The sequence below is a fragment of the Cytobacillus sp. C11.1 genome, from assembly GCF_058145115.1.
In genome coordinates, this window is record NZ_CM176935.1 from 1,222,207 (window position 1) to 1,244,468 (window position 22,262).

Consider the following 22,262-nt stretch of genomic DNA (forward strand, 5'->3'; position numbering starts at 1 on the left):
AGATGAGTAAAGTACTTGATCAATTACAAGAAGTGTTTCAAGAGGAAGAGCAGATTGCTATTTTTAGAGAATTGATAAAGGTTCCCAGCGAAAACCCTGGAAATTACGAAGAAGATATAGCTTTGAAAATTCAGGAAATCTTAAAAAATGAAGGGATCGCTTCTCGTTTAGAGTATGTCGATCAAAAGAGGCCAAATCTATATGCAATCCTTGAAGGAGAAAAAGAAGGGAAAACCCTTTTATATAATGGTCATCTAGATACAGTGCCTGCTGGTGAAGGCTGGGAACATAGTCCATTTAGCGCCTACGAGGATGAAGAAGGGTATATTTACGGACGAGGTACTTCCGATATGAAAGCTGGAGTTGCCTCTATGCTGTATGCTGCCATTTGCTTGAAAAGAATGGGGTATCCCAATGAGGGGAAAATCATCCTCTTTTTCAATGCAGATGAGGAGATTGCCAATTTAGGTATGAAACAGTTTTTAACAGAGGAGATTACGGCTGATTTTGCAATTATTAGTGAACCGACTGATCTAGATATTGCCATTGGGCACAGAGGGTCCTCAAGATATTATGTGAAAACAACAGGTGTAGCTGGTCATGCTTGTTATATAAAAGAGCCAGACAACGCAATTGAAAAAATGAATAAATTGCTTCCGTCCCTATTCAACTGGGGAGTAGAAATCAAAAAACAGAAAACAAATGACTTCCTTGGAAGTGCATTAAGTAACGTGACGACTATTAAAGGTGGCATTGCCGGAAATATCATTCCGGATGAATGTGTTGTTGAAATAGACCGCAGATTATTACCAGGAGAAACAAAGGAACAAGTGTTACAGGAATATAAAGAATTGCTTTCAAGTACTGATATTGAGTATGAAATTGAGAACTATACGTTTTTACCTGCTAGTTTAATAGAAAAAGACCACTTTCTTGTGGAGTCTGTGAAAGAAGTTAGTCAAAAGTATAAAGAAGGCTCTCAAATTAAATCCTTTGAGGCTACTTGTGAAGCAACATTTTTCTCTGTAAACAAAGGGATTCCAACGATTATCTTTGGACCGGGAACATTGGATCAAGCACATGTGAAAAACGAGCGTGTTCACAGATCGCAGGTTGTTAAGGCAGGGAAAATCTTTGTAGAGGTAGGCTTAAAACTATTAAGTGAGTAAGGATTTGATCATATGGCAACTCAATATTCTTTAAAGTGCATTAATTGTGAAGCTGCTTTTGAAGCAAAACCAGCATACAAATGTCCGAAATGTAAAGGGATTCTACAAATTGAATATACTTTTGACGGAACAGACTTTAGGTCTGATCAGGATGTAAATCAATTAAAGGAAAAATTAATCTTTCACGATGATGAAACGAATAGTCTGCTAGGTGAGGGAAACACCCCTTCTATAGAGCTTAAAAAGAGTGCAATCAAGCTCGGACTTAGGGGGCTGTATGGCAAAAGTGAATTTTTAAATCCAACAGGATCTTTTAAGGACCGGCCTGTTGCGGCAGGAATTAAAAAGGCAATAGATTTCGGATACAACAAGGTAATTGTGGCTTCTAGCGGAAATGGAGCTGCAGCAGTAGCTGCCTATTCTGCTAGACATAATTTGGAATCAATTATTCTTGTACCGGAAAGTACTCCAGCGGAAAAAGTGAAACAATCACAGTTCTTTGGAAGTAAGGTTATTAAAGTGAAGGGCCCTTACAGTAATAGCTTCGATCTAGCGTTAAAAATGAGTGAAATGGGGGAGTTATACAACCTCACAACGACCTTTATTAATCCTTATACAATTGAAGGCGATAAAGGGGTAGCTTTTGAAATTCACAGCCAGCTTGATGAATGGCCAGATTATATAGTTGTTCCGATTGGCGCTGGTCCTTTATTAGTAGGAATCTACAAAGGGTTTAAAGAGCTAAATGAACTCTTCAGACTTGAACGCAAGCTTCCGAGAATGATCGGCGTGCAAGCAACAGGCTGTTCGCCAATCGCTAAAGCGTTTAAAGAAAATGCTCGTCATGTATTCGCAGAAGAAAATCCTGAAACGATAGCGGGAGGAATTGGCGACGGACTTAACGGGTATTCAGAGGATGGTACATTCACGTTGGATATCATTCGAAAATCGGATGGGGTATGTGTAGATGTAACTGACGAAGAAATTTTGTTAGCGCAAAAGGAGTTAGCTGCAGATGAGGGATTATTTGTTGAACCATCATCGTCATCGGCACTGGCAGGATTAAAGAAAATTATTAAAGATAAACCATTAGAAGACCAATCAGTCATGCTCCTATTAACTGGTCATGGACTAAAAGATATGAAAAGTATTTCCACAACTGAGGAAGAAATTCCATGTATCAACCCAAGTGTTGATGAGCTAAGGAAATTACTTTAGGAGGATCTATCATTGCTGGGTCAAAACTTAACGATTCCTAATCTTGAAGATATTAAGAGAGCAAAAGCTCGAATGCAAAAAAATATAAATTTGGAAACCAAAGTGGTCAACCAGGAAACCCTTAACAACAAATATGGATTTAATATTTATATAAAGCCAGAAGGTTTACAGCCAACAGGGTCATTTAAAATTCGCGGGGCATTTAACAAAATGCTCGCTTTAAAGGATAGTAAATCAGTAAAGCAATTTATTACAGCTTCAGCTGGAAATCATGCGATTGGAGTGGCTTATTCGGGCCAATTTATTGGAGTTCCTGTGACAGTTGTCGTTTCGGAAAAAACGCCTCAAATTAAAATTGATACGTGCAGAAACATGGGGGCGAATGTCGTTATTCATGGTCAAAATTATGACGAAGCCTATGAAGAGGCGAGACGACTTTCAGAAAAGCATCAATACGTATACATTCACCCCGTAGCAGATTGTGAAGTGGTTGCAGGTCAGGGGACAATCGGTTTGGAGATTCTTGAGGAAATTCCGGATGTAGAACAAGTCATTGTTCCAATCGGAGGGGGCGGACTTATTTCTGGTATTGCCATCGCGATAAAATCGGTAAAACCCGATGTGAGAATCATTGGTGTACAGCCTGAAGGGTCGAAAGCTTATTATGAGAGCTGGAAGAAAGGGACATTAACCAAGATTGCAAGTTCGACTACGATCGCGGATGGCTTATCCTTAAAAAATCCAGAGCCTTATTTGTTCGAGTTAATGAAAACATGGGTAGATGACGTTATTTATGTTAAGGAATCAACGATAAAAGAAGCAATAAATGATTTTCTGTTTTTCGGAAAGCTCTTAGTAGAAGGTTCAGGAGCTGTAACGCTTGCTAGCATCATTGAAAATCAAGTTGATAAACAGAAAAAAACGGTTATTCTTGCAAGCGGATCTAACATTGATAAAAGTAGGTTAATGGAATCAATTGAAGGGGAGTAGCAACAGTTTATGGGGGTGTAAATATGAAAAAATTAGACGTGGTTACAATTGGAGAAACAATGGTGATACTTAACCCGATACAAGATATGCCTTTTACAGACTCACATTTTTTTATGAAACAAATCGGTGGAGCTGAATCCAATTTTGCGATTGGACTAAGTCGTTTAGGGCATAAAGTTGGCTGGATCAGCAGATTGAGTGATAATTCGCTGGGGTATTATATCCACAATCTATTACGAGGAAACGGTGTCGATACTAGTTTAGTCGAATTTGATGAAGAAAACCCAACAGGATTATTAATTAAGGAACGTCTTTTCCAAAGTCAAGTGAATATCCACTATTATCGTCATAAAACTGCAGCAAGTTTTATGACGAAAGACATTATAGATGAAGACTATATCTCCCAGTCTAAATACTTGTTTATTACAGGAATCACGCCAGCATTAAGTGAATCGTGCAGGGAAATGATTTTCGAAGCCATTAAGGTTTCAAAACAAAATGGACTAAAAGTAATCTTTGACCCTAATCTTCGATTTAAATTGTGTAGTGATAAAACTAAATATAAAGAGATGATAAACGAGATTGCAAGTTTATCAGATTATTTTTTACCCGGAGAGCAGGAAGCAAAGTTCCTATGTGACTATGATGCTCCTGAAGATATCGCAAACGCTTATTTAACGATGAATCCATCTTTAACATTAATTTTAAAGCTTGGCAGTGAAGGCTGTTTTTATGCAAACAGTAAGCAGCAGGGATATGTGAAAGGAATCAAAGCAGAAAAAATAATTGATCCAATTGGTGCTGGGGATGCATTTGCAGCTGGATTTGTAGGTGGGTTGCTAGAAGGGAAAAACATAGAGGAAGCATTGCATCAAGCCAATATACTTGGTGCTATTATTGTTCAAACGAATGGCGACATCGAAGGCTTTCCATACCGGAAGCAATTATATGAGTTTAAAGATTACCTGCTAGAGCCTTCGCAAGAAGAGGTGAATCGTTAATGAGAAATCAGTTACAACGAATTGCAGATAATCCAATTATTGCAGTAATCAGAAATGTACCAGAAGAAAAAGCAATAAAGGTAATAGAAGCCTTATTTTTAGGTGGCATTAAAGTGATGGAAGTAACCTTTGGCAGTCCAAATACAGAAGGTGTTATTAAAAAGGCAAAAGATACGTTTGGGGACGAGGTTTTAGTTGGAGCTGGGACCGTCCTAACCGAGAAGCATGTCAATAGCGCTGTTCATGCTGGTGCAGAATTTATCTTTTCACCTAATTTTGATGAAAAGGTTGTTAAATTATCACTTCAACATGATGTTATCTCTATACCTGGTGTAATGACACCCTCGGAAATTTATAAAGCATATGAAGCAGGAGCACATGCTGTTAAGATTTTCCCTGCAAATGTAGTAGGACCAGGATTTATTAAGGATATTAAAGGTCCAATGCCTTTTATTGATATCATCCCAACTGGCGGCATTAATAAAGAAAATATCACTAGCTTTTTAGAAGTGGGATCCTTAGCTGTGGGGATGGGTGGATCACTTATAGATAAACAATTGATTCAAGAAGGAAATTATAAGCAACTGACTCAGAATGCAAGTGAATTAGTGCAAAAAGTAGAAGCAATGAAGATTATTTAGGGGGTGTAATAATGGTACATATCAGTCAGAGGGATATAATTAAAAGAAACGGTATAAGAGAAATTATGGAGTTAGCCATGGAAATGGAAGATGTGATTCAGCTGCAAGTCGGAGAACCGGTTGTTGATACACCAGCTTTTATTAAAGAAGCTGCCGTTCAAGCCATTCATAATAATTATTCACGTTATACGGCAAATGCCGGGTTGCCATCTTTAAGACAGGCAATTATCAACCGAATGAAGGCTAAATATGATGTTGAACTAGGCTTGAAAAATGTGATCGTTTCACCTGGTGCAGTGGCTGCTATAAATATTGCACTGCTTTCTACTGTTGATGTTGGTGAAGAAGTGCTAATTCCTGACCCATCTTATCCAAATTATGACGCCTTAATTCGAATCCAAGATGCTGTTCCAAAGTATTATCCGACTGATCCTAAAAATGAATACTTACCCGATGTGGGTAAACTGCGAGAATGCATTACTGAAAAAACGAGAGTCATTATCCTTAATTCTCCTAACAACCCAACAGGGGCTGTCTTAACGAGGGAAAAGTATCAGGAAATTATTGAAGTTGCAAAGGAAAATAATATTTATATTATTTCAGATGAAATCTACGATGACCTCATATATGACCGCGAGCACATCAGTGCCTTATCCGTAGACCCAGACTATAACGACCATATCATTGCAATTTATGGATTCTCCAAATCTTTTGCAATGACTGGTTGGAGATTAGGATATGCCATCATCCCAGAACACTTATATGGAATCACAACTAAATTGCAAGAACCAGTCACTACATGTGCCTCTTCTATTTCGCAAAAGGCAGGTGAAGCGGCATTAACTTCCCCCCACTCTGAACCATTTATTGAAGAGATGAAGGAATTGTATAAACAAAAACGTGACCTAGCTTGTCAGCTTCTAACGAAATATGAAATGGATTATGTGAAGCCAAACGGAGCCTTTTATATCACGATTGATATCTCTAAAACAAATATGAATTCAATGGACTTTGCAAAGCAATTATTAGTAGAGGAGAAAGTGGCTATAGCTCCGTGCACAACATTTGGTCCTTCAGGAGAAAAAATGATCAGGCTATGTTTTGCTGGAGATGATGAAAGATTAAAGAAGGGTATCGAAATACTTGGCATGTTTTATAAGAAAAGGTTGATAAAAGATGGTCAACATGAACAAGCACGCTTATAGTGATTATACGTCTTATGAGCTAAAGGAAATGATTAATAAAGAGAACCCGATTGTCATAATTCCTGTTGGTGCAACAGAACAACATGGTCCACATCTGCCGTTAAATACAGATGCGGACATAGGATACAGTGTTGCTATAGAAATGGCGAAAAATTGTAAAGAAAAAGTAATCGTAACCCCTCCAGTATGGACGGGTTTTTCACCACATCATATGGATTTCTGCGGAACGATTACCCTAAAACAGTCAACATTATTTCACTTAACTGTTGATATTATTGAGAGCCTGCTATCTCATAAGGCACAGAGGATTGTATTGATGAACAGTCATGGAGGCAACATTTCCTTATTAAAAACGGTCGCAGACGAAATGACCATGAAACATAATATCCCTATTTTATACTTCACCTATTGGCACTTGCTCGCAGACCAAATCCCATACATAAGACAATCTTCCTTAAATGGAATGGCACATGCGTGTGAGCTGGAAACGTCGTTAAAGTATTATTTTCATGCTGATAAAAGCGACGTAAGAGAGAGCTTGATAGAAGATGTGATGGTCCCTATTAACCCCTTTCAAAATGTAGATATGTTTGCACCGAATAAAATAAATGTTTATAGAAAGTTTAAGGAAATCAGCCCCACAGGGACGATAGGGGCACCTTCAAAGGCTTCTAAAGAAACAGGTGAAAAGCTAGTTAATGCGCTTGTGAAAGAATTTAATAGCTTAGTAGAAAGTTTTTGGTAAGGGGTTTTCTAAAAGGTATTTACTATTTGGTAGGGATGGAATGATAAGGGGTTATATTATAAATCACTCATTTACAGGAATCATTCCAACGTATATTACCCCGTTAGATGACCAAGTAGATCAAGCTACAATTAAAGTAATTATTAATAGAATCTGAGGCAGATGGCTTTTTTTCAGGTAGTATGGGTGAATTTAGTCAAGTAAACGAGACATATGAAATGAATAAAGGAACCTAAAACGAGCTTGGGATTAACCCGAAGCTCGTTTTTAATGTGCTTCCTATTGTAATTTTTAGTGCTTTCTTTTTATTTTTTCCCAAAATGGAGCCGGCTAAAAACAACTACCCTCTTTATTTACCGTTTTCCCTGTATTATTTTACGATTAGTGAAGTTATCCTCAAGGAGCAGCCAATATTACGGGTACGGAAAGCCTAATACCCAGTAGCTGATCCCCCTAAGACCACAATCTTTTACCGCGTCAAATTTGGCCTGGGCACTTTGAGCATCTTCAAACTAGACTTCATGTCCCCGCCCATCTGTATATCTCGGGAAGGAGTATCGTACGGCAAGAATATGACCGGAATACAGAAAAGCTTTATCCATCCAATCCAAAAGGCGTTATAATGAAAAAAGAGGAGATGGAACGGCTGGCAGAACAAAGACACAGGATTTATATGTTATTTAGGATGAAATATACAGCGAGAACACATTCGTGAGACGGCATGTTTCTTTTGCTTCATTAGATGGTAGGAAAGAAAGGACTATTGTGATTAATGTGCACTCCAAGTCCCACTCCATGACGGGCTGGCGTTGTTCCCGGCAGTGCCTTTACACCATACGGGAAGGCTATATACGAATTTCTTACGCTTATTCCATGGAAAGTCCTTCAGGGAGGATTAAACAGACTTGAAAATTTTATTCATCATTACAGGGCAAAGGAGTCTTTTGCATGACACATAACTATTCATTTCAGTCACCAAAGCAGCTGCGGGACACTTTATGTGATCTGGTATCTATCCCAAGTGTTACCTTAACAGAAGGGGAAAAGCATTTTCCGCTGAGAGTGGAACAGCTGTTAAGGGATATTCCTTATTTTAAAAAACATTCATTACAAATAAAGAACCATCCGATGGCGGATGGCAGGTTTGTTCTGACTGCCCTTTACAGGCATGACGAGGCCTGTAAAACTGTTGTCATGATCAGTCACTTTGACGTTGTAGATATTGATGATTATGGCGATTTAAAGCATCTTGCCTTTTATCCGGAAGAGTTAACCAGGGCCATGAAGGAACGTGTTGATCGTCTTCCTGCTGATGTAAGGGACGATCTTAATTCAGGGGAATGGCTGTTTGGAAGAGGCACAATGGATATGAAATGCGGGCTTGTTCAGCATCTGTCGCTCATCGAGAAGGCTTCCAGTGAAGAATGGAAAATCAATCTGCTTTTACTGACTGTTCCTGATGAAGAGGTGAATTCAAGGGGAATGCGGGAAGTGATTCCCAAGCTGCTTGATCTTTCGGAAGAATATGATTTAACGTACACTCTATTCCTTAATTCAGAGCCAATGTTTTCCCAAATTCCTCAGGATGAGAAATACTACTTTTATACGGGATCCATCGGGAAAATTATGCCCGGAGCCCTTTGCTTTGGCCGGGAAACACATGTAGGTGAGCCGTTCTCCGGCATCAATGCGGGGTGGATGTCATCCGTACTCACACAGGAAATGGAATGGAATAAAATGTTTTGCGAAACGGTGAATGGAAAGACCAGTCCGCCGCCGACTCTCCTGCTTCAAAAGGACTTGAAAAAAGAGTATTCCACTCAAATTCCGCACCGTTCTGTCAGCTTATATAATCTCCTATTAATGAAGAAAACGCCTGCTGATGTGATGGAGGAAATGAAGCGTGCAGCTGAAACCGCAGCCAAGAAAATGGAAAATTTCATTATAGAAAGGTATCGTTCATTCAAACTGGAAATGAATGAAGTTCCCGCTATCCGCGTATTTTTCTATGAGCAATTAAGGGATTTTGCTGTTAAGAAGACAGGTGAAGATTATATCGCCATTCTGGAACAGTCCATTGCCAGAGACACGCAAGGCGACATTCGCGAACAAACCATTCAAATTGCCGACCAAATATCCATGCTCTGCCAGGAACTGGGACCCATGATCGTCTTGTTCTATGCACCGCCGTACTATCCGGCCATTAATACAGCTGAGCATAAGGATATCCAGTCTCTATCACACACTCTCGTTCACTTTACCAAGGAGGAGTATGGCAAGGTGCTTCATGCAGTTGATTATTTTAACGGTATTTCAGATTTAAGCTATGCCGGATTACAGGGAGACTTATCTGAAATGGAATGCTATAATTCAAACCTTCCTGGAGGACAGCAGCTGTATTCCATACCTTTTGAAGAAATGGCCCAATTCAAAGCACCGGTTATCAATGTTGGGCCAATTGGCAGGGATGCTCATCAAAAAACAGAGAGGCTGCATATGCCATTTGCCTTTGAACAGCTTCCCAAGATTTTGGAGCATTTGATTTTGGAGCATGAGTCTTCTTAAATTTATAAGGGACATAGAAGTGGGACAAGGGACAGGCCCCTTGTCTTTCTTTCCCGATTCCGGATCCCCGGTTATGAGGACAGAGCTATTGTATACCATTGATGTGACCGATGTTGAAAAAAGATTTTCCTGTTCAAGCTCGTAAACATTCTTTCCGATAAATTCCTCCCCTTTCCTATCTCATACTAGCCGTTTTTTAGAAACGTATATATAACAAGAATACAAATACAAGGGTCATAATCAAAGTATTATAAAACCATAGTGAGCTAAGCCAAACATTTTTAAAGCTAATCCAGAAACTTAATCCTCCTTCGCTTGGAGGAAGCAGAGAATACAAAGAGACCTCAACAAATAACATTCCGCAAGAAAATATCAATAGCAGGATACACAGTATCCATCCCCAGGTTTTTACAATCATAACAACCTCCATTATTTAGTAGGCCAGCCCGTTATTTTCTATATACCTATTAAGCCGGAAACAGACGGGGCAGCATCGTAAACTGGCATCCTCAAAGCCTTTAATTTGCTATTTTAGTAGGAATTATAATCAACACTGGCATACACCTACAACCACGCCTTCTTTAAAATATCCACACCAAGCCTGATTTCATCATAGGAAAGATTGATGAAGCCCATTTTGATAATTGGAGCATCTGTACGATTTTTGACGGATGTAATCCTTTGCCTGACCCCACATCCGGTGAAGTATTATAGACTAGCTTGCCTTTGCTGAGCTAGTTATTTGTTTTTACGGTAAAAAGTTTTATAGGATGATTATTGCGGTTGAATTGAGCCATTAAATGTGAGGTTGGGAGCCACTGTTATCTTAATAGCCATCAGAGACTAATAATGCTCTGATGGCTGTTTTTTTACTTGTTCATCTAAATGTTGTTCTATAATTTGAATTGTTATTTTCATAGGTTTATCCTTATCTAATTCCTCTTCATCTTAAACCATCAGGCACAATGGAGGAATTAAGTTCGCTCAGCACCTCTTCCGGCAAAAATCGGATGCAGGAATAGACGTCTATTTGATGGTCTGCATCTATAAGAATCAACCCGAGGCCGCCAGTCCTTGTCGGAAGATAAGTCAGATTATAATAATAAATCAAAATAATATTTGTTGTAAGCGCTTTAAGAAATTGTTTACATAGTGAAAACCCCATGTTATGATATATCTCAAAAGTAAGAATTTTTACTTTTTTATTAAAAGAAGTTATTTTTACTACATTTTATAAAAAAGGTGGGTAAGAAATGAAAAAATTTAAATCGTTAGCAATTCTTACGGCAGCAATGTCACTCTTTTTAGGAGGCTGTGGAAGTGGAGGGTCAAATAGCGCAGCAAATGGTTCAGCTGCAGAAAAATTTCCTGAGGAACCAATTAAGATTATAGTACCTTTCGCAGCAGGTGGTAGTGCTACCACCACTGCTAGACTTCTGGCGGAATATTCTGAGGAACCGATGGGTGAATCAATCGTTATTGAAAACCGTGAAGGAGGCGGAGGAACAATTGGCCAACAGTATGTTTCTACTGCAGAACCAGATGGGCATACATTGCTTTTAGCAACTACATCGATTGTAACAAGTCCGATTTTTAATGAAACTGCTTTTACTCATGAAGACTTTGACCCTATCTTACAGGTTGTCAGCGATGTTTCTTATTTATATATAAGTACCGATGCGCCTTATGATGATATTGATTCACTTATTGAATATACGAAAGCAAACCCTGGAAAAGTAACAATTGCTACATCTGGGGCACAAGCATCTGATACGATTGCCGCTAAAGAGTTTATTGAAGCAGCTGGTATTGATGCAACTGTCATTCCTTATGATGGTGCTGCTCCGGGTGTTGCCTCTGTTGCTGGAGGACATGACTCAGCAGCCATGAGCAGTTTTGGCGAATCAGAAGGTCAGGTTCAGGCAGGGAAAATTAAGCCAATTCTTGTTTTCAGTGAAAATAAATCGACTAAATACCCTGATGTCCCAACATCTTTTGAAAAAGGATATGAAATATCAGATGAGTCATGGCGCGGTATTGTTGCACCAGCAGGTACTGATCCTGAAGTAATTCAGTATTTACAAGATGCATTTAAAGCAGGCTTTGAAAATCCAGAGTTCAAAGAAAAAATGGACAACCAGGGGATGGATCCAGTATACAAAGACAGTAAAGAATTTAAGCAATCAATTGATAATGTATATAAACGTTTCAGTGAAAATAAGTAAGGGGAAAATTGGTGCGTAGCCCTCATACAGAGGGCTACCATTGGTTTTTCAAAAGATATACAGGAGGTTTGAAATGGCAAAAGTTAATCGTTTATTTGCAGGTGTAATGATTCTCCTGGCTTTAGCTTTTTATTTAATGAGCAATGCACTTTCTGAAGATGCGGCAAAATGGCCCCAATTTTTTGCTATCATCTTAATCATTCTTTCCATTGGATTAATTGTTGACACGTTTATAAAGCCAAACAGAGAACAAGCAGAAAAAGAAGAAAAAGAAGAGAAGCCAGTTAAAGATCGCAGTGTCCTGTATACAATTATTTTAACGTTGGCTTATTTATTATTGATGAATTTCATTGGCTTTTTAATTTTGACGCCAATATACGTGTTTGTTCTTCTTTGGTCGATTAACTATCGTAATACTTCAAGATTAATCGCTTTGTCAATCTCTGCAACAATTGTTATAACAATTGTTTTTCAATTTTTACTTAATGTCCCGATTCCTCAAGGTATTTTGGAAAATCTTTTTTAGGAAGGAGAGAAGCAATTTTGGATATGTGGCTTACTGCTGTAGGAACAGTGTTTTCGATGTCAACTCTATTATTAATATTAGCAGGGACTATTTTTGGAATCATTATGGGATGCTTGCCTGGCATGAGCTCTACAATGGCAGTTTCAATCATCATTCCTTTTACATTTACGATGGATCCGGCTACAGGTATTATCCTGCTTGCCGCTATCTACTGCTCTTCTGTTTATGGTGGTTCTATATCAGCTATATTGCTGAATACTCCTGGAACACCTGCAGCTGCCGCGACAGTCTTAGATGGTTACATGATGACAAAAAAAGGAGAGAGCGGGAAAGCGCTGGGCATATCAGCTATCGCCTCGGCGATTGGCGGTATTATTAGTGCCATTATTCTTTCCACAACAGCACCCTTTTTAGCGGAGCAAGCTTTGCGCTTTGGGGCACCTGAATATTTTGCGGTTGCTATTTTTGGTATTTCGGTTATTTCGAGTCTGAGTGGCGTTAATCCTTTTAAAGGGCTGATTGCCGGTGCTTTTGGTATTTTAATTGCTACAGTTGGTATGGATCCGGTTAATGGCTACCCAAGATTTACTTTTTCAGATCCAAACCTCGCTGGTGGATTATCTCTAGTCCCTATGTTGATCGGTCTGTTTTCCGTTTCACAAGCTTTTGTGCTAATTAAAGAATCAGTTAATTCAAATGGGGAAACCAGGATTTTATCCGTTTCAGGAAAAATACTTCCTACTCGTAAAGAATTTACAAGATTAATGCCGAATATTACCCGGTCATCAATTATCGGCACATTTATCGGCATTATCCCTGGAATTGGGGGATCCTGCCGCATTTATGGCTTACAACGAAGCGATGCGCTGGTCGAAACATCCTGAAAAATTCGGAACAGGCATTATGGACGGAATCGCAGCACCAGAAGCTTCCAATAATGCGGTAACGGGTGGGGCAATGATTCCGCTATTAACACTCGGGATCCCTGGTAACACGGTGACAGCTATCTTAATTGGAGGGCTGCTAATTCACGGTCTTAGACCCGGTCCAATGTTGTTTCAAGAGAATGGGGATGTTGTTTATTCTTTGTTCTTGAGTTTAATTGTCAGTAATCTTTTATTTTTAATTATTGGGCTTGCATGTACAAAATATTTCTCCGCAATCTTGAAAGTGCCTGGCATTATTCTAGGCCCAATCATCTTAATTTTAAGCTTTATAGGCTCTTATGCTATTCATAACAATTACTTTGATATTTGGATAGCGTTAGCATTCGGATTAATCGGCTACATATTCCGTCTCATTAAAGTACCTGTCACCCCTATCGTACTTGCAGTAATTTTAGGTCCGCTTGCAGAGCAAAGTTTTAGACAAGCAATGCTGCAATCTGGAAATGAAGTAAGTGTTTTCTTTACACGGCCAATTAGTGCGGTATTTCTAATTATAGCCATCATTACATTCTTAACTCCTTTTATGAGAAGCTATCTAGTCAAAAAGAAGTAGTCATCTGGGAAATATTTTTTAAATGCAAAACATTTCCTTCTTATGAAAAGATCAGATGTTTTCATTTTATTAAGGAGGTTTTTCTATGCTGGAGTTAAAGCATAATAATGTGCATAATTTTTCGAGTAGACAATTAAAATTACTTTTAAATGAAAGAGAATATCGATATTTAATTGAGTTTTTATTAGTGGAAAATACAAAAGGTGAAAATGGCTTATTATTTAAGACAATTATAGAAAACTGTTCAAAGATAGAAGAAGAGTTCGTAAAAAAAGAAATAGATAAAATGAACGAATCCGCAGGCGAGATCCATGTTTGGAAGGAGCCCGCGCTAGAGAAATATAAAGGGTTTAAGAAGGAATATGAAAAGTTATTTAAACAAACCGCAGATGATTCAATTGTTATAACGCTATTTATTTTAATGACTTTGAATTATGCTTTTATATCTTATAAAAATACCCATTTTAGAAAGTTTTTGAGAGTGAAAAAACGTGGTCTTTTTAGTAGATCCAAAGTGAGTTCCTAAATTCTTAGTTCTTGTGGCTAATATCACAATGTATTACTCATTACTCTCTTAATCTAAAAAACTCATAAGGTTATATCGCTTTGAAGGCAGTCAAATTATTAAAAAATAGGGAAGTGTATAAATTGAATTTTACAGCGCCACTTTTATCTGAAGAAGTGATCGAACGGGCAAAAAAATTAAATTCAACATTAATCTCAGATGCAATGGGGTGCACTGGTTCAATGGATCATAAAGTGAAACCAGTAGCAGCAGGAATGAAAGTAGTGGGAACGGCTCTGACAATTGATATGAGAGCAGGAGACAATCTCTTTTTACATCAGGGAATTTATAGCGGTGGAGAAGGATATGTAATTGTAGCTGATGGAAAAGGGCATTCGGAAAATGCGTATCTTGGTGAATTAATGGCGGGAGCTGCAAAAGCAGTTGGACTTGAAGGAATTGTCATTGATGGTCTTGTCCGTGATAAAGAAATGCTTGGTAAAATTAGACTTCCCATTTTCGCGAAAGGATTCATTCCGAATGGTCCATTCAAAAATGGTCCGGGAGCAATTAATACAACCATTTCCTGTGCAGGTGTAGCTGTTCATCCTGGTGATCTAATTGTCGGTGATGAAGATGGAGTAGTTGTTATCCCAAAAGAGAACATTGAGGAAGTACTTCAAAAAGCAGGAGGAAAAACTTGAATATGAAGAAAAGCGTTTGCAGACCATTGCTAATTATGAGGAAGAGCGCAAACGTGGGAACATCGATGGAGTCAGCATTGCACCACCTTGGCTGGAAAATAAAATCAAGGAATTTGGATATTAATAGGAGGTGGAAAAAAGATGCATTTAGGATTTATCGGATTCGGAGAAGCAGCATTTGAATTAGCGTCAGGTTTGAAACAGTATGGACTAAAAAACATTACGGCATATGATCCACTTTGGAATATTGAGGCTTACAGTGACCTAGTATTAAATCGAGCTGCAAAAGCAAATGTGGAACTCGTTGAGTCACCAGAGAAAGTTTTACAGGTAGCAGATGCGGTTATCGTCGCAGTGCCAGCTGACAAAGCACTGGATGTAAGCAATCAGCTAAAGCCGTATTTACAAAACGGCTGCGTATATATTGATGTATCTGCTTCCAGCCCAGATATAAAACGAAAAGCAGCTGCAAATGTTAATGAACATGGCGGGAAATTTGTCGATGCAGCTATGATGGGACCACTTCCAGTTTACAAACATAAAGTCCCTATTCTTGCGAGTGGTAACGGTACTGATGCTTTTTTGGAATTAATGACTGCCTTTGAAATGAATATTTCAAAAGTTAGTGATGTTCCTGGAGAAGCGACAGCGGTTAAATTAATTCGAAGCATCCACATGAAAGGAATTGCTGCCTTGTATTTGGAATTACTAGAAGCCGCTCATGAATTTAATGTTGATAAACTTGTTATTGAATCAATAAGTGAAACCATGAATAGACACACATTTGAAGAAACAATGAACCGTCTCGTGACAGGAACATCCATCCATGCATTAAGACGATCAATCGAACTTGGTGGTACCATTGAAATGTTAGATTCAGTCAACATTGATTCAGTGATGTCTCAAGCAGCAAAAGCGAAGCTTGAAAGTCTTGCCAAAAGGAATTTAAGAGATACTTTTAAAGGTACAAAGCCAGATCATTGGCTCCAAGTAATTGAAGCATGTAAAGCAGCAAATTAGTCACCAACATTAACTTTGCAGCTAATTTGGCAATAAAGGCTTCCATAGAATATAACCATCCGGTGGACTCTAATCAATTTAGGTCTGCCTTTCTTCTTTTATAAGGGGGATAATATTGAATAAAAAAAGGCTTGACCGCTATTTAGTATTTATGTGTACATGTTTATTTACGGTCAGTATAGCTGGCAGTCGACCACTTATCCCGTTATATGCGAAACAATTGGGGGCGGAGAATATTCAAATTGGTGTGATCATAGCCCTGTTCTCCATGCTGCCTTTATTGCTGTCTATTAAAACTGGGACAGTGATTGATTCCACTGGTGTAAAAAAACCACTCATTTTTAGTATTGTCTTAGGAAGCATTTCCATGTTCATATTATCAGTTTCAAGGGACTATATAGGAGTCTACATATCACAAATTTTTGCAGGATTTGCTCATTTAGTATTCGTCCTCTCTATACAATCATATGCAGGGCACTTTTCAAAAAATAAGCTAAGAGAATATTATATTGCCGTTTTTAGTATCGCGGTGGCATCAGGAAGCTTTGCTGGACCGGTGATTAGTGGATTTCTTACGGATACAAACAGTTATTCTTACGCTTTTTTAGTATTAGGAGTAATCATTTTAATTGCACTGCCCTTATCGTGTTTATTTAGAAAAATAAAGATAAAATATCCAAAATCAATTGAACCACATGAGAAAGCTGAAAAAGCATTTCGATTGTTGCAGGATCCGAATTTGCGAAAAGCGATATTAATTAGTTCGATTGTATTACTTGTAAAGGATGCTTATATTGCATTCTTTCCATTGCTGGCAGCAGAAAAAGGAGTTTCCACTTCGGTCATTGGTGTGATTATTTCATTCAATGCAGCCGCGGGTATTTTAATACGCAGTATTTTGCCGTGGATTGTCCAGCGTTATAAGCGGGAAATGATTATTATCATTTCAATTGTCATGGCTGGATTCATATATATGATCAATCCGTTTGTTGATCATGTGATATGGCTAAGTGTCCTCGGCTTTATTCTTGGTTTTTGTTCGGGGATAGGACAGCCACTGTCCATTTTCGTTACCATTACAGCTCTTCCCAAGGATCGGATAGCAGAAGGTCTTGGTCTTAGACTTATGTTTAATAAAGTTACCCAGGTGGTGGCACCGTTATCATTAGGTGCAGTTTCTGGGATTGGCGGAATGTCGGGTGTATTTTATTTATGTGGCGCAGTTATTTTGGCTGGAGGCATTCAGCCATGTAAGTCTCTTTTTTACAAAAAATATAAAAGGTGATATTATTACTTTAAAGATAATAGGCGTAAAATTTACAACAAATCGTGTTTGTATGGAGAGATTATATGGAAAATCCAATAGTAAAGCTGCAGCAGAAAATATCGGAATTGACAGAAACACAGCGTAGAGTTGCAGACTACATTATAAAGCATCCACTGGATGTTGCTTTTTTAACAGTCGATCAACTTGCTGCTATTGTCGGAACAAGTACAACCACCATCATGCGACTGACATTCAGTGTTGGCTATTCAGGATATACTGAATTTCAAAAAGGTCTTCAAGAAAATCTGCGTCATCAGGCTGCACCTCAAACAAGATTGGAAGCAAATATAAAAGGGATAAGTGGTAATAATTTGTGGAGTCGCTATGCAGAAAGTCAAATTAACAGTATACAAGATACAATCAATATGACTTCACCAGAATCACTTGAACAGGCAATGGATATGATTACTTCTGCGAACCGAATTATTTGCACAAGTGTTCGAAGCGGATTGCCAATAGCACAGTATTTAACGCACGGATTGAACCGTCTTTTCGGAAATACTCAGCTGGTTATCGCAGATGTTAGTGATTGGGCCGACAGTGTTGTGAATATGAATTCAAATGATTTGCTTATAGCAATAAGCTTTCCACGATACGCTAGAAGAATCATTGACTTTGCTGAAATAGCGAAAGATAACGGAGTGAATGTTTTATCCATTACGGATAGTTATTCCTCTCCGCTTGTGAAGCATTCTGATAAGATTCTCCTTTGTAACTCTAGCAGTATCGCTTTTCATAATTCTGCAGTATCGTCTATGTTTATAGCCGATTATCTCATTAGCGCACTTGCGATCAATTCCCCAGAGAAAACCAAGGAACGTTTAGATAAGGTAAACTCAATTTTGACAGGTATGAATTATCACCATTTAAATTGATGCTAAAAAAGGGACCTCAAAAAGGGGTCTGTGGACTGATTCCAAAAGTTAAACAGAGATAAGAGAATATTAAGTTTTGCAAGCTGGTGCCTTTATTCCACAGGTGCCAGCTTGTTTGATTTTAACTGGCAGCGTTCAAGATTATAAAAATGAATATACTCCCGAATAGCTACTATAAGCTCTCCTTCCCTTTGTGGTTGATCCTCTTGAGAAGTGCATAAGAAAAGACCTCTCGCAATAAGAGGTCAACTCCAGCTAACTTTGTTTCATTTTTAGTTCGTTCATACGAAGGCTACCGAAAAATACCGCATAACTAATCATAAGAATAATAAATGGAATACCGCCATCTCTATTAGTGAAAAATAGATAGAAGGAATATACTAATAAAGAAATGGAATAAATTTGAAACAATATAATCCATAATTTATTTGCCGGGGTTTGGTCCAGTTCATCTGCTTTAGTCATTTGTTACCCTCCTCAAAAGTAAATATTTTAATGCTAACGCTAAAGATGGGTCTTATCATAGCATTGACGTTTTGCCGTGATACAATGCACTTTTAATGAGTAAAAATGTTTCATTTTGATTCATTAAAAGGCAACATATACAATTGCTAAATTACCTCAATTTCACTTTCTTGGATTAATTCATTAGGAATATTTACTAATCTCAAAGATAGATTTGTGAATTCTGATTTGCTTATCATATAAAAAACCAGAAATATAATTATGGATAAAGGTTGGAAAAAGTTTTTCTCTAGTGTCAGAAAAAATTAATTAAATTGATTAGAAAAAAGAATTTCTTTAATGATAACTGCAATCCTGGAAAATGAATGGCAGAAATTAGCCCAAGATTATAACGTTTTTTATAAAAATTAGACAAATTTTAATATTTTTTAAGAATAATCAAAAAAAAGAAAAAGTTTATTCTAAAATAATTACTTAGGTATTTTTTTAGAATAAACAATTAAGATTTTAATTTAATAAAACAAATAATAACCTGATTATCTAAGCCAAAATAGTATTAAAGGCTTAAATAATCGGGTTATTTTTTAGAATTTCATATTTTTTTTATTTATATAAAAAGGAAAACGTGTGAGGATCATGTGAATTCGACTTAAATATTCGTATAGCGGAAACGTTTACAAGGTATTAACATGTATTTTAAGAAAGCGTTTTCTCTATTGAGTATTATTTATAAACACTGAAAGGGGAAGTTGAATGATCAGTCCTCCAATTATAACTTTAATTTTCTTAATTTTCGCTGTTATCATGTTTGCTTGGGAAAAAATACCTCTATCCATTACAGCGATGATTGTGGCTGTTGGCCTAACTCTTACTGGAGTTCTCGATGCGTCAGAAGCGTTTGCTGGTTTTGTAGACGGGAATGTCCTTCTCTTTATGGCGATGTTTATTGTTGGTGCTGCATTTTTTGATACTGGTATGGCACAGAGAGTAGGAGGAGTTGTTACTAAGTTTGCGAAAACCGAAAGACAGTTAATAATTGCTGTAATGGTTATTACAGGTATCATGTCTGGATTTCTTTCTAACACAGGAACAGCAGCGGTTCTTATTCCAGTTGTTTTAGGTATAGCAGCAAAGTCTGGATTTGCAAGGTCTAAACTTCTTTTGCCGCTAGTTTTAGCTTCAGCAATGGGGGGGAATCTTAGTTTAATTGGTGCCCCGGGTAATATGATCGCTCAATCGGCCCTTCAGGATATGGGGCTGGAGTTTGGGTTCTTTGAATATGCAAAGGTAGGTTTACCGATGCTTATTATTGGGATTATCTATTTTGGTTTGTTTGGATATAAGCTTCTCCCGGATAGAAAAGATGATTCTCTAGACGCTGATTCTGTTTATAGTAAGGAAGTTGATTACTCTAGCGTACCGAAATGGAAACGCAACATGGCACTCATTATACTAGTGCTTACAATTGCCGCAATGGTATTTGAAAAACAAATTGGCGTAAAGCTGTATATATCCGCATGGATTGGAGCTTTGGTTTTAGTCGCTTCAAGGGTTATTTCAGAGAAGAATGCAATGAAATCAATAGATATGAATACAATCCTTTTATTTGTAGGTTCACTGGCGCTTGCTCAAGCCATGGTGAAATCGAAGGCGGGAGACCTTTTAGCAAATTCTATAGTAGGAGCTTTGGGCGAAAATCCCTCCCCATACGTTTTATTATTTGTCATCATTGTGCTCTCTGCAGTAATGACAAATTTCATGTCCAATACAGCAACAACTGCATTATTGGTTCCAATAGGTCTTTCTATTGCAAGTGTCATGGGCGCATATCCAAAGGCGGTTTTAATGGCAACAGTAATTGGGGGCTCATGCGCTTATGCAACACCGATTGGAATGCCCGCAAATACGATGGTATACAGTTTGGGAGGATATAAATTTAGAGATTATGTAAAAGCAGGTGCCCCATTAATTGTTATTTCCATAATAGTAGCGATGATTTTGCTGCCAATTTTATTCCCATTCTATCCATAAAAAAATTAAAGGAGAGTTAACTATGACGACGAAAGTATTGGAAAAAGAAAAAATGACAGATATCATGTCAAAATTTGTATCACTTGTTAGCTATAAGCTTCCTAAAGATGTAGAAGATAAATTGAAGGAATTAAAAGATGAGGAAACAAATCCACTTGCTAAAATCATCTATGAAACTATGGAAGAAAACCAGAAGCTAGCTTATGAGTTAAAGAGACCATCATGTCAGGATACAGGAGTTCTTCAGTTTTTCGTAAAATGCGGAGAGAACTTCCCGTTAATCGGACAACTGGAGAGTATTTTAAGAAAAAGCGTCTATACATCCACAAAAGAAACCCCTTTGCGTCACAACTCTGTAGAGACATTTGATGAATACAATACAGGAGAGAACATCGGAAAGGGTACACCTAGTATCTTCTGGGAAATTGAAGAAGACAGTGATAAGGCGGAAATCTATACGTATATGGCAGGCGGCGGATGTACACTTCCAGGAATGGCCACAGTTCTGATGCCAGGTGAAGGCTATGAAGGCGTAGTAAAGTTTGTACTTGATCGAATGACCAGTTATGGGCTTAACGCATGTCCGCCACTCCTGGTAGGTGTAGGAATTGGCACATCGGTTGAAACTGCGGCGATGAACTCTAAAATGGCGCTGATGAGACCTGTTGGAAGTAAGAACCCAAATGAAAATGCTGCTAAGATGGAACAACTCCTTGAGGATGGAATAAATGCCATTGGTCTAGGGCCACAGGGGCTTAAGGGATCAAAGTCTCTTATGGGTGTAAATGTGGTGAATACAGCAAGACATCCTTCAACGATTGGAGTGGCCATTAATACAGGATGCTGGTCTCATAGAAGAGGAAAAATAACCTTTGACCGTCATTTAAACTATGAAATTGATACTCACGAGGGGGTAACACTATGAGTAAAAAGGTCTTAACTACACCGATAAAAGATGAAGATTTAAAGGATATCCGCACCGGAGATATCATTTATTTGACTGGCACATTAGTCACGTGCAGGGATGTTGCCCACAGAAGACTCATTGAGGAAAAAATTCCGCTGCCGGTGGATCTTAAGGGGAATGCTATTTTCCACGCGGGTCCGATTGTGAGAGACTTAGGAAATGAAGAGTACGAGATTGTTTCCATTGGGCCTACAACGAGTATGAGAATGGAAAAGTTTGAAAAGGAATTCATTGAAGAAACCGGTGTTAAAGTGATTGTTGGAAAAGGCGGAATGGGGAAAAACACCGAAGAAGGATGTAAGACTCACAAAGCGCTTCATGTCGTCTTTCCAGCGGGAAATGCTGTTTATGGGGCAAAGAAGGTCGAACAAATCAAAGAGGTACACTGGAAAGATCTTGGAATGCCTGAGTCTCTTTGGGTATGTGAAGTGAAGGAGTTCGGTCCGCTTATTGTTTCTATTGATGCCGAAGGGAATAACATCTTTGAAGAAAATAAGATTGAGTTCAATAAAAAGAAGGAAGAACAATACGAATTAATCAGCAAGCAGGTACGATTCATCAAGTAGTTGAAGGAGTTCGTATA

Annotated in this window: 19 protein-coding genes and 1 pseudogene; 19 read left to right on the forward strand and 1 reads right to left on the reverse strand. The window is 38.1% G+C overall.

Going from position 1 to position 22,262, the window contains the following annotated elements:
• Positions 1 to 2 precede the first annotated feature (2 nt).
• From AC3ZVC_RS06125 to AC3ZVC_RS06200, 16 genes and pseudogenes are all read left to right on the forward strand, one after another.
• Positions 3 to 1,169: a M20 family metallopeptidase gene (locus AC3ZVC_RS06125; protein WP_490067114.1), complete on the forward strand. Its 1,167-nt coding sequence runs from the start codon at positions 3 to 5 to the stop codon at positions 1,167 to 1,169.
• A gap of 12 nt (positions 1,170 to 1,181) precedes the next feature.
• Positions 1,182 to 2,387 (forward strand): threonine synthase, encoded by a 1,206-nt coding sequence (gene thrC / locus AC3ZVC_RS06130; RefSeq protein ID WP_490067119.1) that lies wholly within the window; start codon positions 1,182 to 1,184, stop codon positions 2,385 to 2,387.
• A gap of 12 nt (positions 2,388 to 2,399) precedes the next feature.
• Complete coding sequence (locus tag AC3ZVC_RS06135) at positions 2,400 to 3,377, forward strand: threonine ammonia-lyase (RefSeq protein WP_490067121.1); 978 nt, start codon at positions 2,400 to 2,402, stop codon at positions 3,375 to 3,377.
• Between the two features lie 23 nt (positions 3,378 to 3,400).
• Entirely contained in the window at positions 3,401 to 4,378 is a 978-nt protein-coding gene (locus tag AC3ZVC_RS06140) for a sugar kinase (RefSeq protein ID WP_490067123.1), read from the forward strand.
• The gene (locus tag AC3ZVC_RS06145) at positions 4,378 to 5,019 is read left to right on the forward strand and encodes a bifunctional 4-hydroxy-2-oxoglutarate aldolase/2-dehydro-3-deoxy-phosphogluconate aldolase (protein WP_490067125.1); all 642 of its coding nucleotides are present in this window, start codon (positions 4,378 to 4,380) and stop codon (positions 5,017 to 5,019) included. The genes AC3ZVC_RS06140 and AC3ZVC_RS06145 overlap by 1 nt, the downstream gene beginning before the upstream one ends.
• Positions 5,020 to 5,030: 11 nt before the next feature.
• Complete coding sequence (locus AC3ZVC_RS06150) at positions 5,031 to 6,224, forward strand: pyridoxal phosphate-dependent aminotransferase (protein WP_490067127.1); 1,194 nt, start codon at positions 5,031 to 5,033, stop codon at positions 6,222 to 6,224.
• Positions 6,196 to 6,969 (forward strand): creatininase family protein, encoded by a 774-nt coding sequence (locus AC3ZVC_RS06155; RefSeq protein WP_490067129.1) that lies wholly within the window; start codon positions 6,196 to 6,198, stop codon positions 6,967 to 6,969. Before AC3ZVC_RS06150 ends, AC3ZVC_RS06155 begins: the two co-directional genes overlap by 29 nt.
• A 948-nt stretch (positions 6,970 to 7,917) precedes the next feature.
• Positions 7,918 to 9,534 (forward strand): M20/M25/M40 family metallo-hydrolase, encoded by a 1,617-nt coding sequence (locus AC3ZVC_RS06160; protein WP_490067131.1) that lies wholly within the window; start codon positions 7,918 to 7,920, stop codon positions 9,532 to 9,534.
• Between the two features lie 1,253 nt (positions 9,535 to 10,787).
• Complete coding sequence (locus AC3ZVC_RS06165; protein WP_490067134.1) at positions 10,788 to 11,759, forward strand: tripartite tricarboxylate transporter substrate binding protein; 972 nt, start codon at positions 10,788 to 10,790, stop codon at positions 11,757 to 11,759.
• Positions 11,760 to 11,832: 73 nt separating this feature from the next.
• Positions 11,833 to 12,285, forward strand: coding sequence for a tripartite tricarboxylate transporter TctB family protein (locus tag AC3ZVC_RS06170; protein ID WP_490067137.1), 453 nt, complete (start codon positions 11,833 to 11,835; stop codon positions 12,283 to 12,285).
• A 122-nt stretch (positions 12,286 to 12,407) separates the two neighbouring features.
• Positions 12,408 to 13,785: pseudogene (locus AC3ZVC_RS06175) on the forward strand (tripartite tricarboxylate transporter permease).
• A gap of 85 nt (positions 13,786 to 13,870) precedes the next feature.
• Positions 13,871 to 14,311, forward strand: a complete 441-nt coding sequence (locus AC3ZVC_RS06180; protein ID WP_490067139.1) for a hypothetical protein — start codon at positions 13,871 to 13,873, stop codon at positions 14,309 to 14,311.
• Positions 14,312 to 14,433: 122 nt separating this feature from the next.
• Positions 14,434 to 14,994 carry an RraA family protein gene (locus tag AC3ZVC_RS06185; RefSeq protein ID WP_490067142.1) on the forward strand — a complete coding sequence of 187 codons (561 nt, stop codon included), beginning with the start codon at positions 14,434 to 14,436 and terminating at the stop codon, positions 14,992 to 14,994.
• Positions 14,995 to 15,135: 141 nt separating this feature from the next.
• On the forward strand, positions 15,136 to 16,014 hold the full coding sequence (locus AC3ZVC_RS06190) for an NAD(P)-dependent oxidoreductase (RefSeq protein ID WP_490067144.1): 879 nt from the start codon (positions 15,136 to 15,138) through the stop codon (positions 16,012 to 16,014).
• 115 nt (positions 16,015 to 16,129) lie between these two features.
• Positions 16,130 to 17,299, forward strand: a complete 1,170-nt coding sequence (locus tag AC3ZVC_RS06195; protein WP_490067147.1) for an MFS transporter — start codon at positions 16,130 to 16,132, stop codon at positions 17,297 to 17,299.
• 65 nt (positions 17,300 to 17,364) lie between these two features.
• Positions 17,365 to 18,216 (forward strand): MurR/RpiR family transcriptional regulator, encoded by an 852-nt coding sequence (locus AC3ZVC_RS06200; protein WP_490067151.1) that lies wholly within the window; start codon positions 17,365 to 17,367, stop codon positions 18,214 to 18,216.
• Positions 18,217 to 18,471: 255 nt separating this feature from the next.
• On the opposite strand, the gene AC3ZVC_RS06205 is transcribed toward AC3ZVC_RS06200, so the two are convergent.
• On the reverse strand, positions 18,472 to 18,681 hold the full coding sequence (locus AC3ZVC_RS06205) for a hypothetical protein (protein WP_490067153.1): 210 nt from the start codon (positions 18,679 to 18,681) through the stop codon (positions 18,472 to 18,474).
• 753 nt (positions 18,682 to 19,434) lie between these two features.
• Between AC3ZVC_RS06205 and AC3ZVC_RS06210 the strand changes: the two genes are divergently transcribed.
• From AC3ZVC_RS06210 to ttdB, 3 genes are read left to right on the forward strand one after another with little or no spacing between them, the layout of a single operon-like run.
• Positions 19,435 to 20,712, forward strand: a complete 1,278-nt coding sequence (locus AC3ZVC_RS06210; RefSeq protein ID WP_490067154.1) for an SLC13 family permease — start codon at positions 19,435 to 19,437, stop codon at positions 20,710 to 20,712.
• Positions 20,713 to 20,734: 22 nt separating this feature from the next.
• Positions 20,735 to 21,637: a L(+)-tartrate dehydratase subunit alpha gene (ttdA, locus tag AC3ZVC_RS06215; protein ID WP_490067155.1), complete on the forward strand. Its 903-nt coding sequence runs from the start codon at positions 20,735 to 20,737 to the stop codon at positions 21,635 to 21,637.
• Positions 21,634 to 22,245, forward strand: coding sequence for a L(+)-tartrate dehydratase subunit beta (gene ttdB / locus AC3ZVC_RS06220; protein ID WP_490067156.1), 612 nt, complete (start codon positions 21,634 to 21,636; stop codon positions 22,243 to 22,245). Before ttdA ends, ttdB begins: the two co-directional genes overlap by 4 nt.
• The last annotated feature ends 17 nt before the right edge of the window (positions 22,246 to 22,262 follow it).

Excerpts from the sequence above, each read along its gene's own strand:
- AC3ZVC_RS06125 (WP_490067114.1), top strand. The coding sequence starts at position 3 with ATGAGTAAAGTACTTGATCAATTACAAGAAGTGTTTCAAGAGGAAGAG.
- thrC (WP_490067119.1), top strand. The coding sequence starts at position 1,182 with ATGGCAACTCAATATTCTTTAAAGTGCATTAATTGTGAAGCTGCTTTT.
- AC3ZVC_RS06140 (WP_490067123.1), top strand. The coding sequence starts at position 3,401 with ATGAAAAAATTAGACGTGGTTACAATTGGAGAAACAATGGTGATACTT.
- AC3ZVC_RS06145 (WP_490067125.1), top strand. The coding sequence starts at position 4,378 with ATGAGAAATCAGTTACAACGAATTGCAGATAATCCAATTATTGCAGTA.
- AC3ZVC_RS06150 (WP_490067127.1), top strand. The coding sequence starts at position 5,031 with ATGGTACATATCAGTCAGAGGGATATAATTAAAAGAAACGGTATAAGA.
- AC3ZVC_RS06155 (WP_490067129.1), top strand. The coding sequence starts at position 6,196 with ATGGTCAACATGAACAAGCACGCTTATAGTGATTATACGTCTTATGAG.
- AC3ZVC_RS06160 (WP_490067131.1), top strand. The coding sequence starts at position 7,918 with ATGACACATAACTATTCATTTCAGTCACCAAAGCAGCTGCGGGACACT.
- AC3ZVC_RS06165 (WP_490067134.1), top strand. The coding sequence starts at position 10,788 with ATGAAAAAATTTAAATCGTTAGCAATTCTTACGGCAGCAATGTCACTC.
- AC3ZVC_RS06170 (WP_490067137.1), top strand. The coding sequence starts at position 11,833 with ATGGCAAAAGTTAATCGTTTATTTGCAGGTGTAATGATTCTCCTGGCT.
- AC3ZVC_RS06180 (WP_490067139.1), top strand. The coding sequence starts at position 13,871 with ATGCTGGAGTTAAAGCATAATAATGTGCATAATTTTTCGAGTAGACAA.
- AC3ZVC_RS06190 (WP_490067144.1), top strand. The coding sequence starts at position 15,136 with ATGCATTTAGGATTTATCGGATTCGGAGAAGCAGCATTTGAATTAGCG.
- AC3ZVC_RS06200 (WP_490067151.1), top strand. The coding sequence starts at position 17,365 with ATGGAAAATCCAATAGTAAAGCTGCAGCAGAAAATATCGGAATTGACA.
- AC3ZVC_RS06205 (WP_490067153.1), bottom strand. The coding sequence starts at position 18,681 with ATGACTAAAGCAGATGAACTGGACCAAACCCCGGCAAATAAATTATGG.
- AC3ZVC_RS06210 (WP_490067154.1), top strand. The coding sequence starts at position 19,435 with ATGATCAGTCCTCCAATTATAACTTTAATTTTCTTAATTTTCGCTGTT.
- ttdA (WP_490067155.1), top strand. The coding sequence starts at position 20,735 with ATGACGACGAAAGTATTGGAAAAAGAAAAAATGACAGATATCATGTCA.
- ttdB (WP_490067156.1), top strand. The coding sequence starts at position 21,634 with ATGAGTAAAAAGGTCTTAACTACACCGATAAAAGATGAAGATTTAAAG.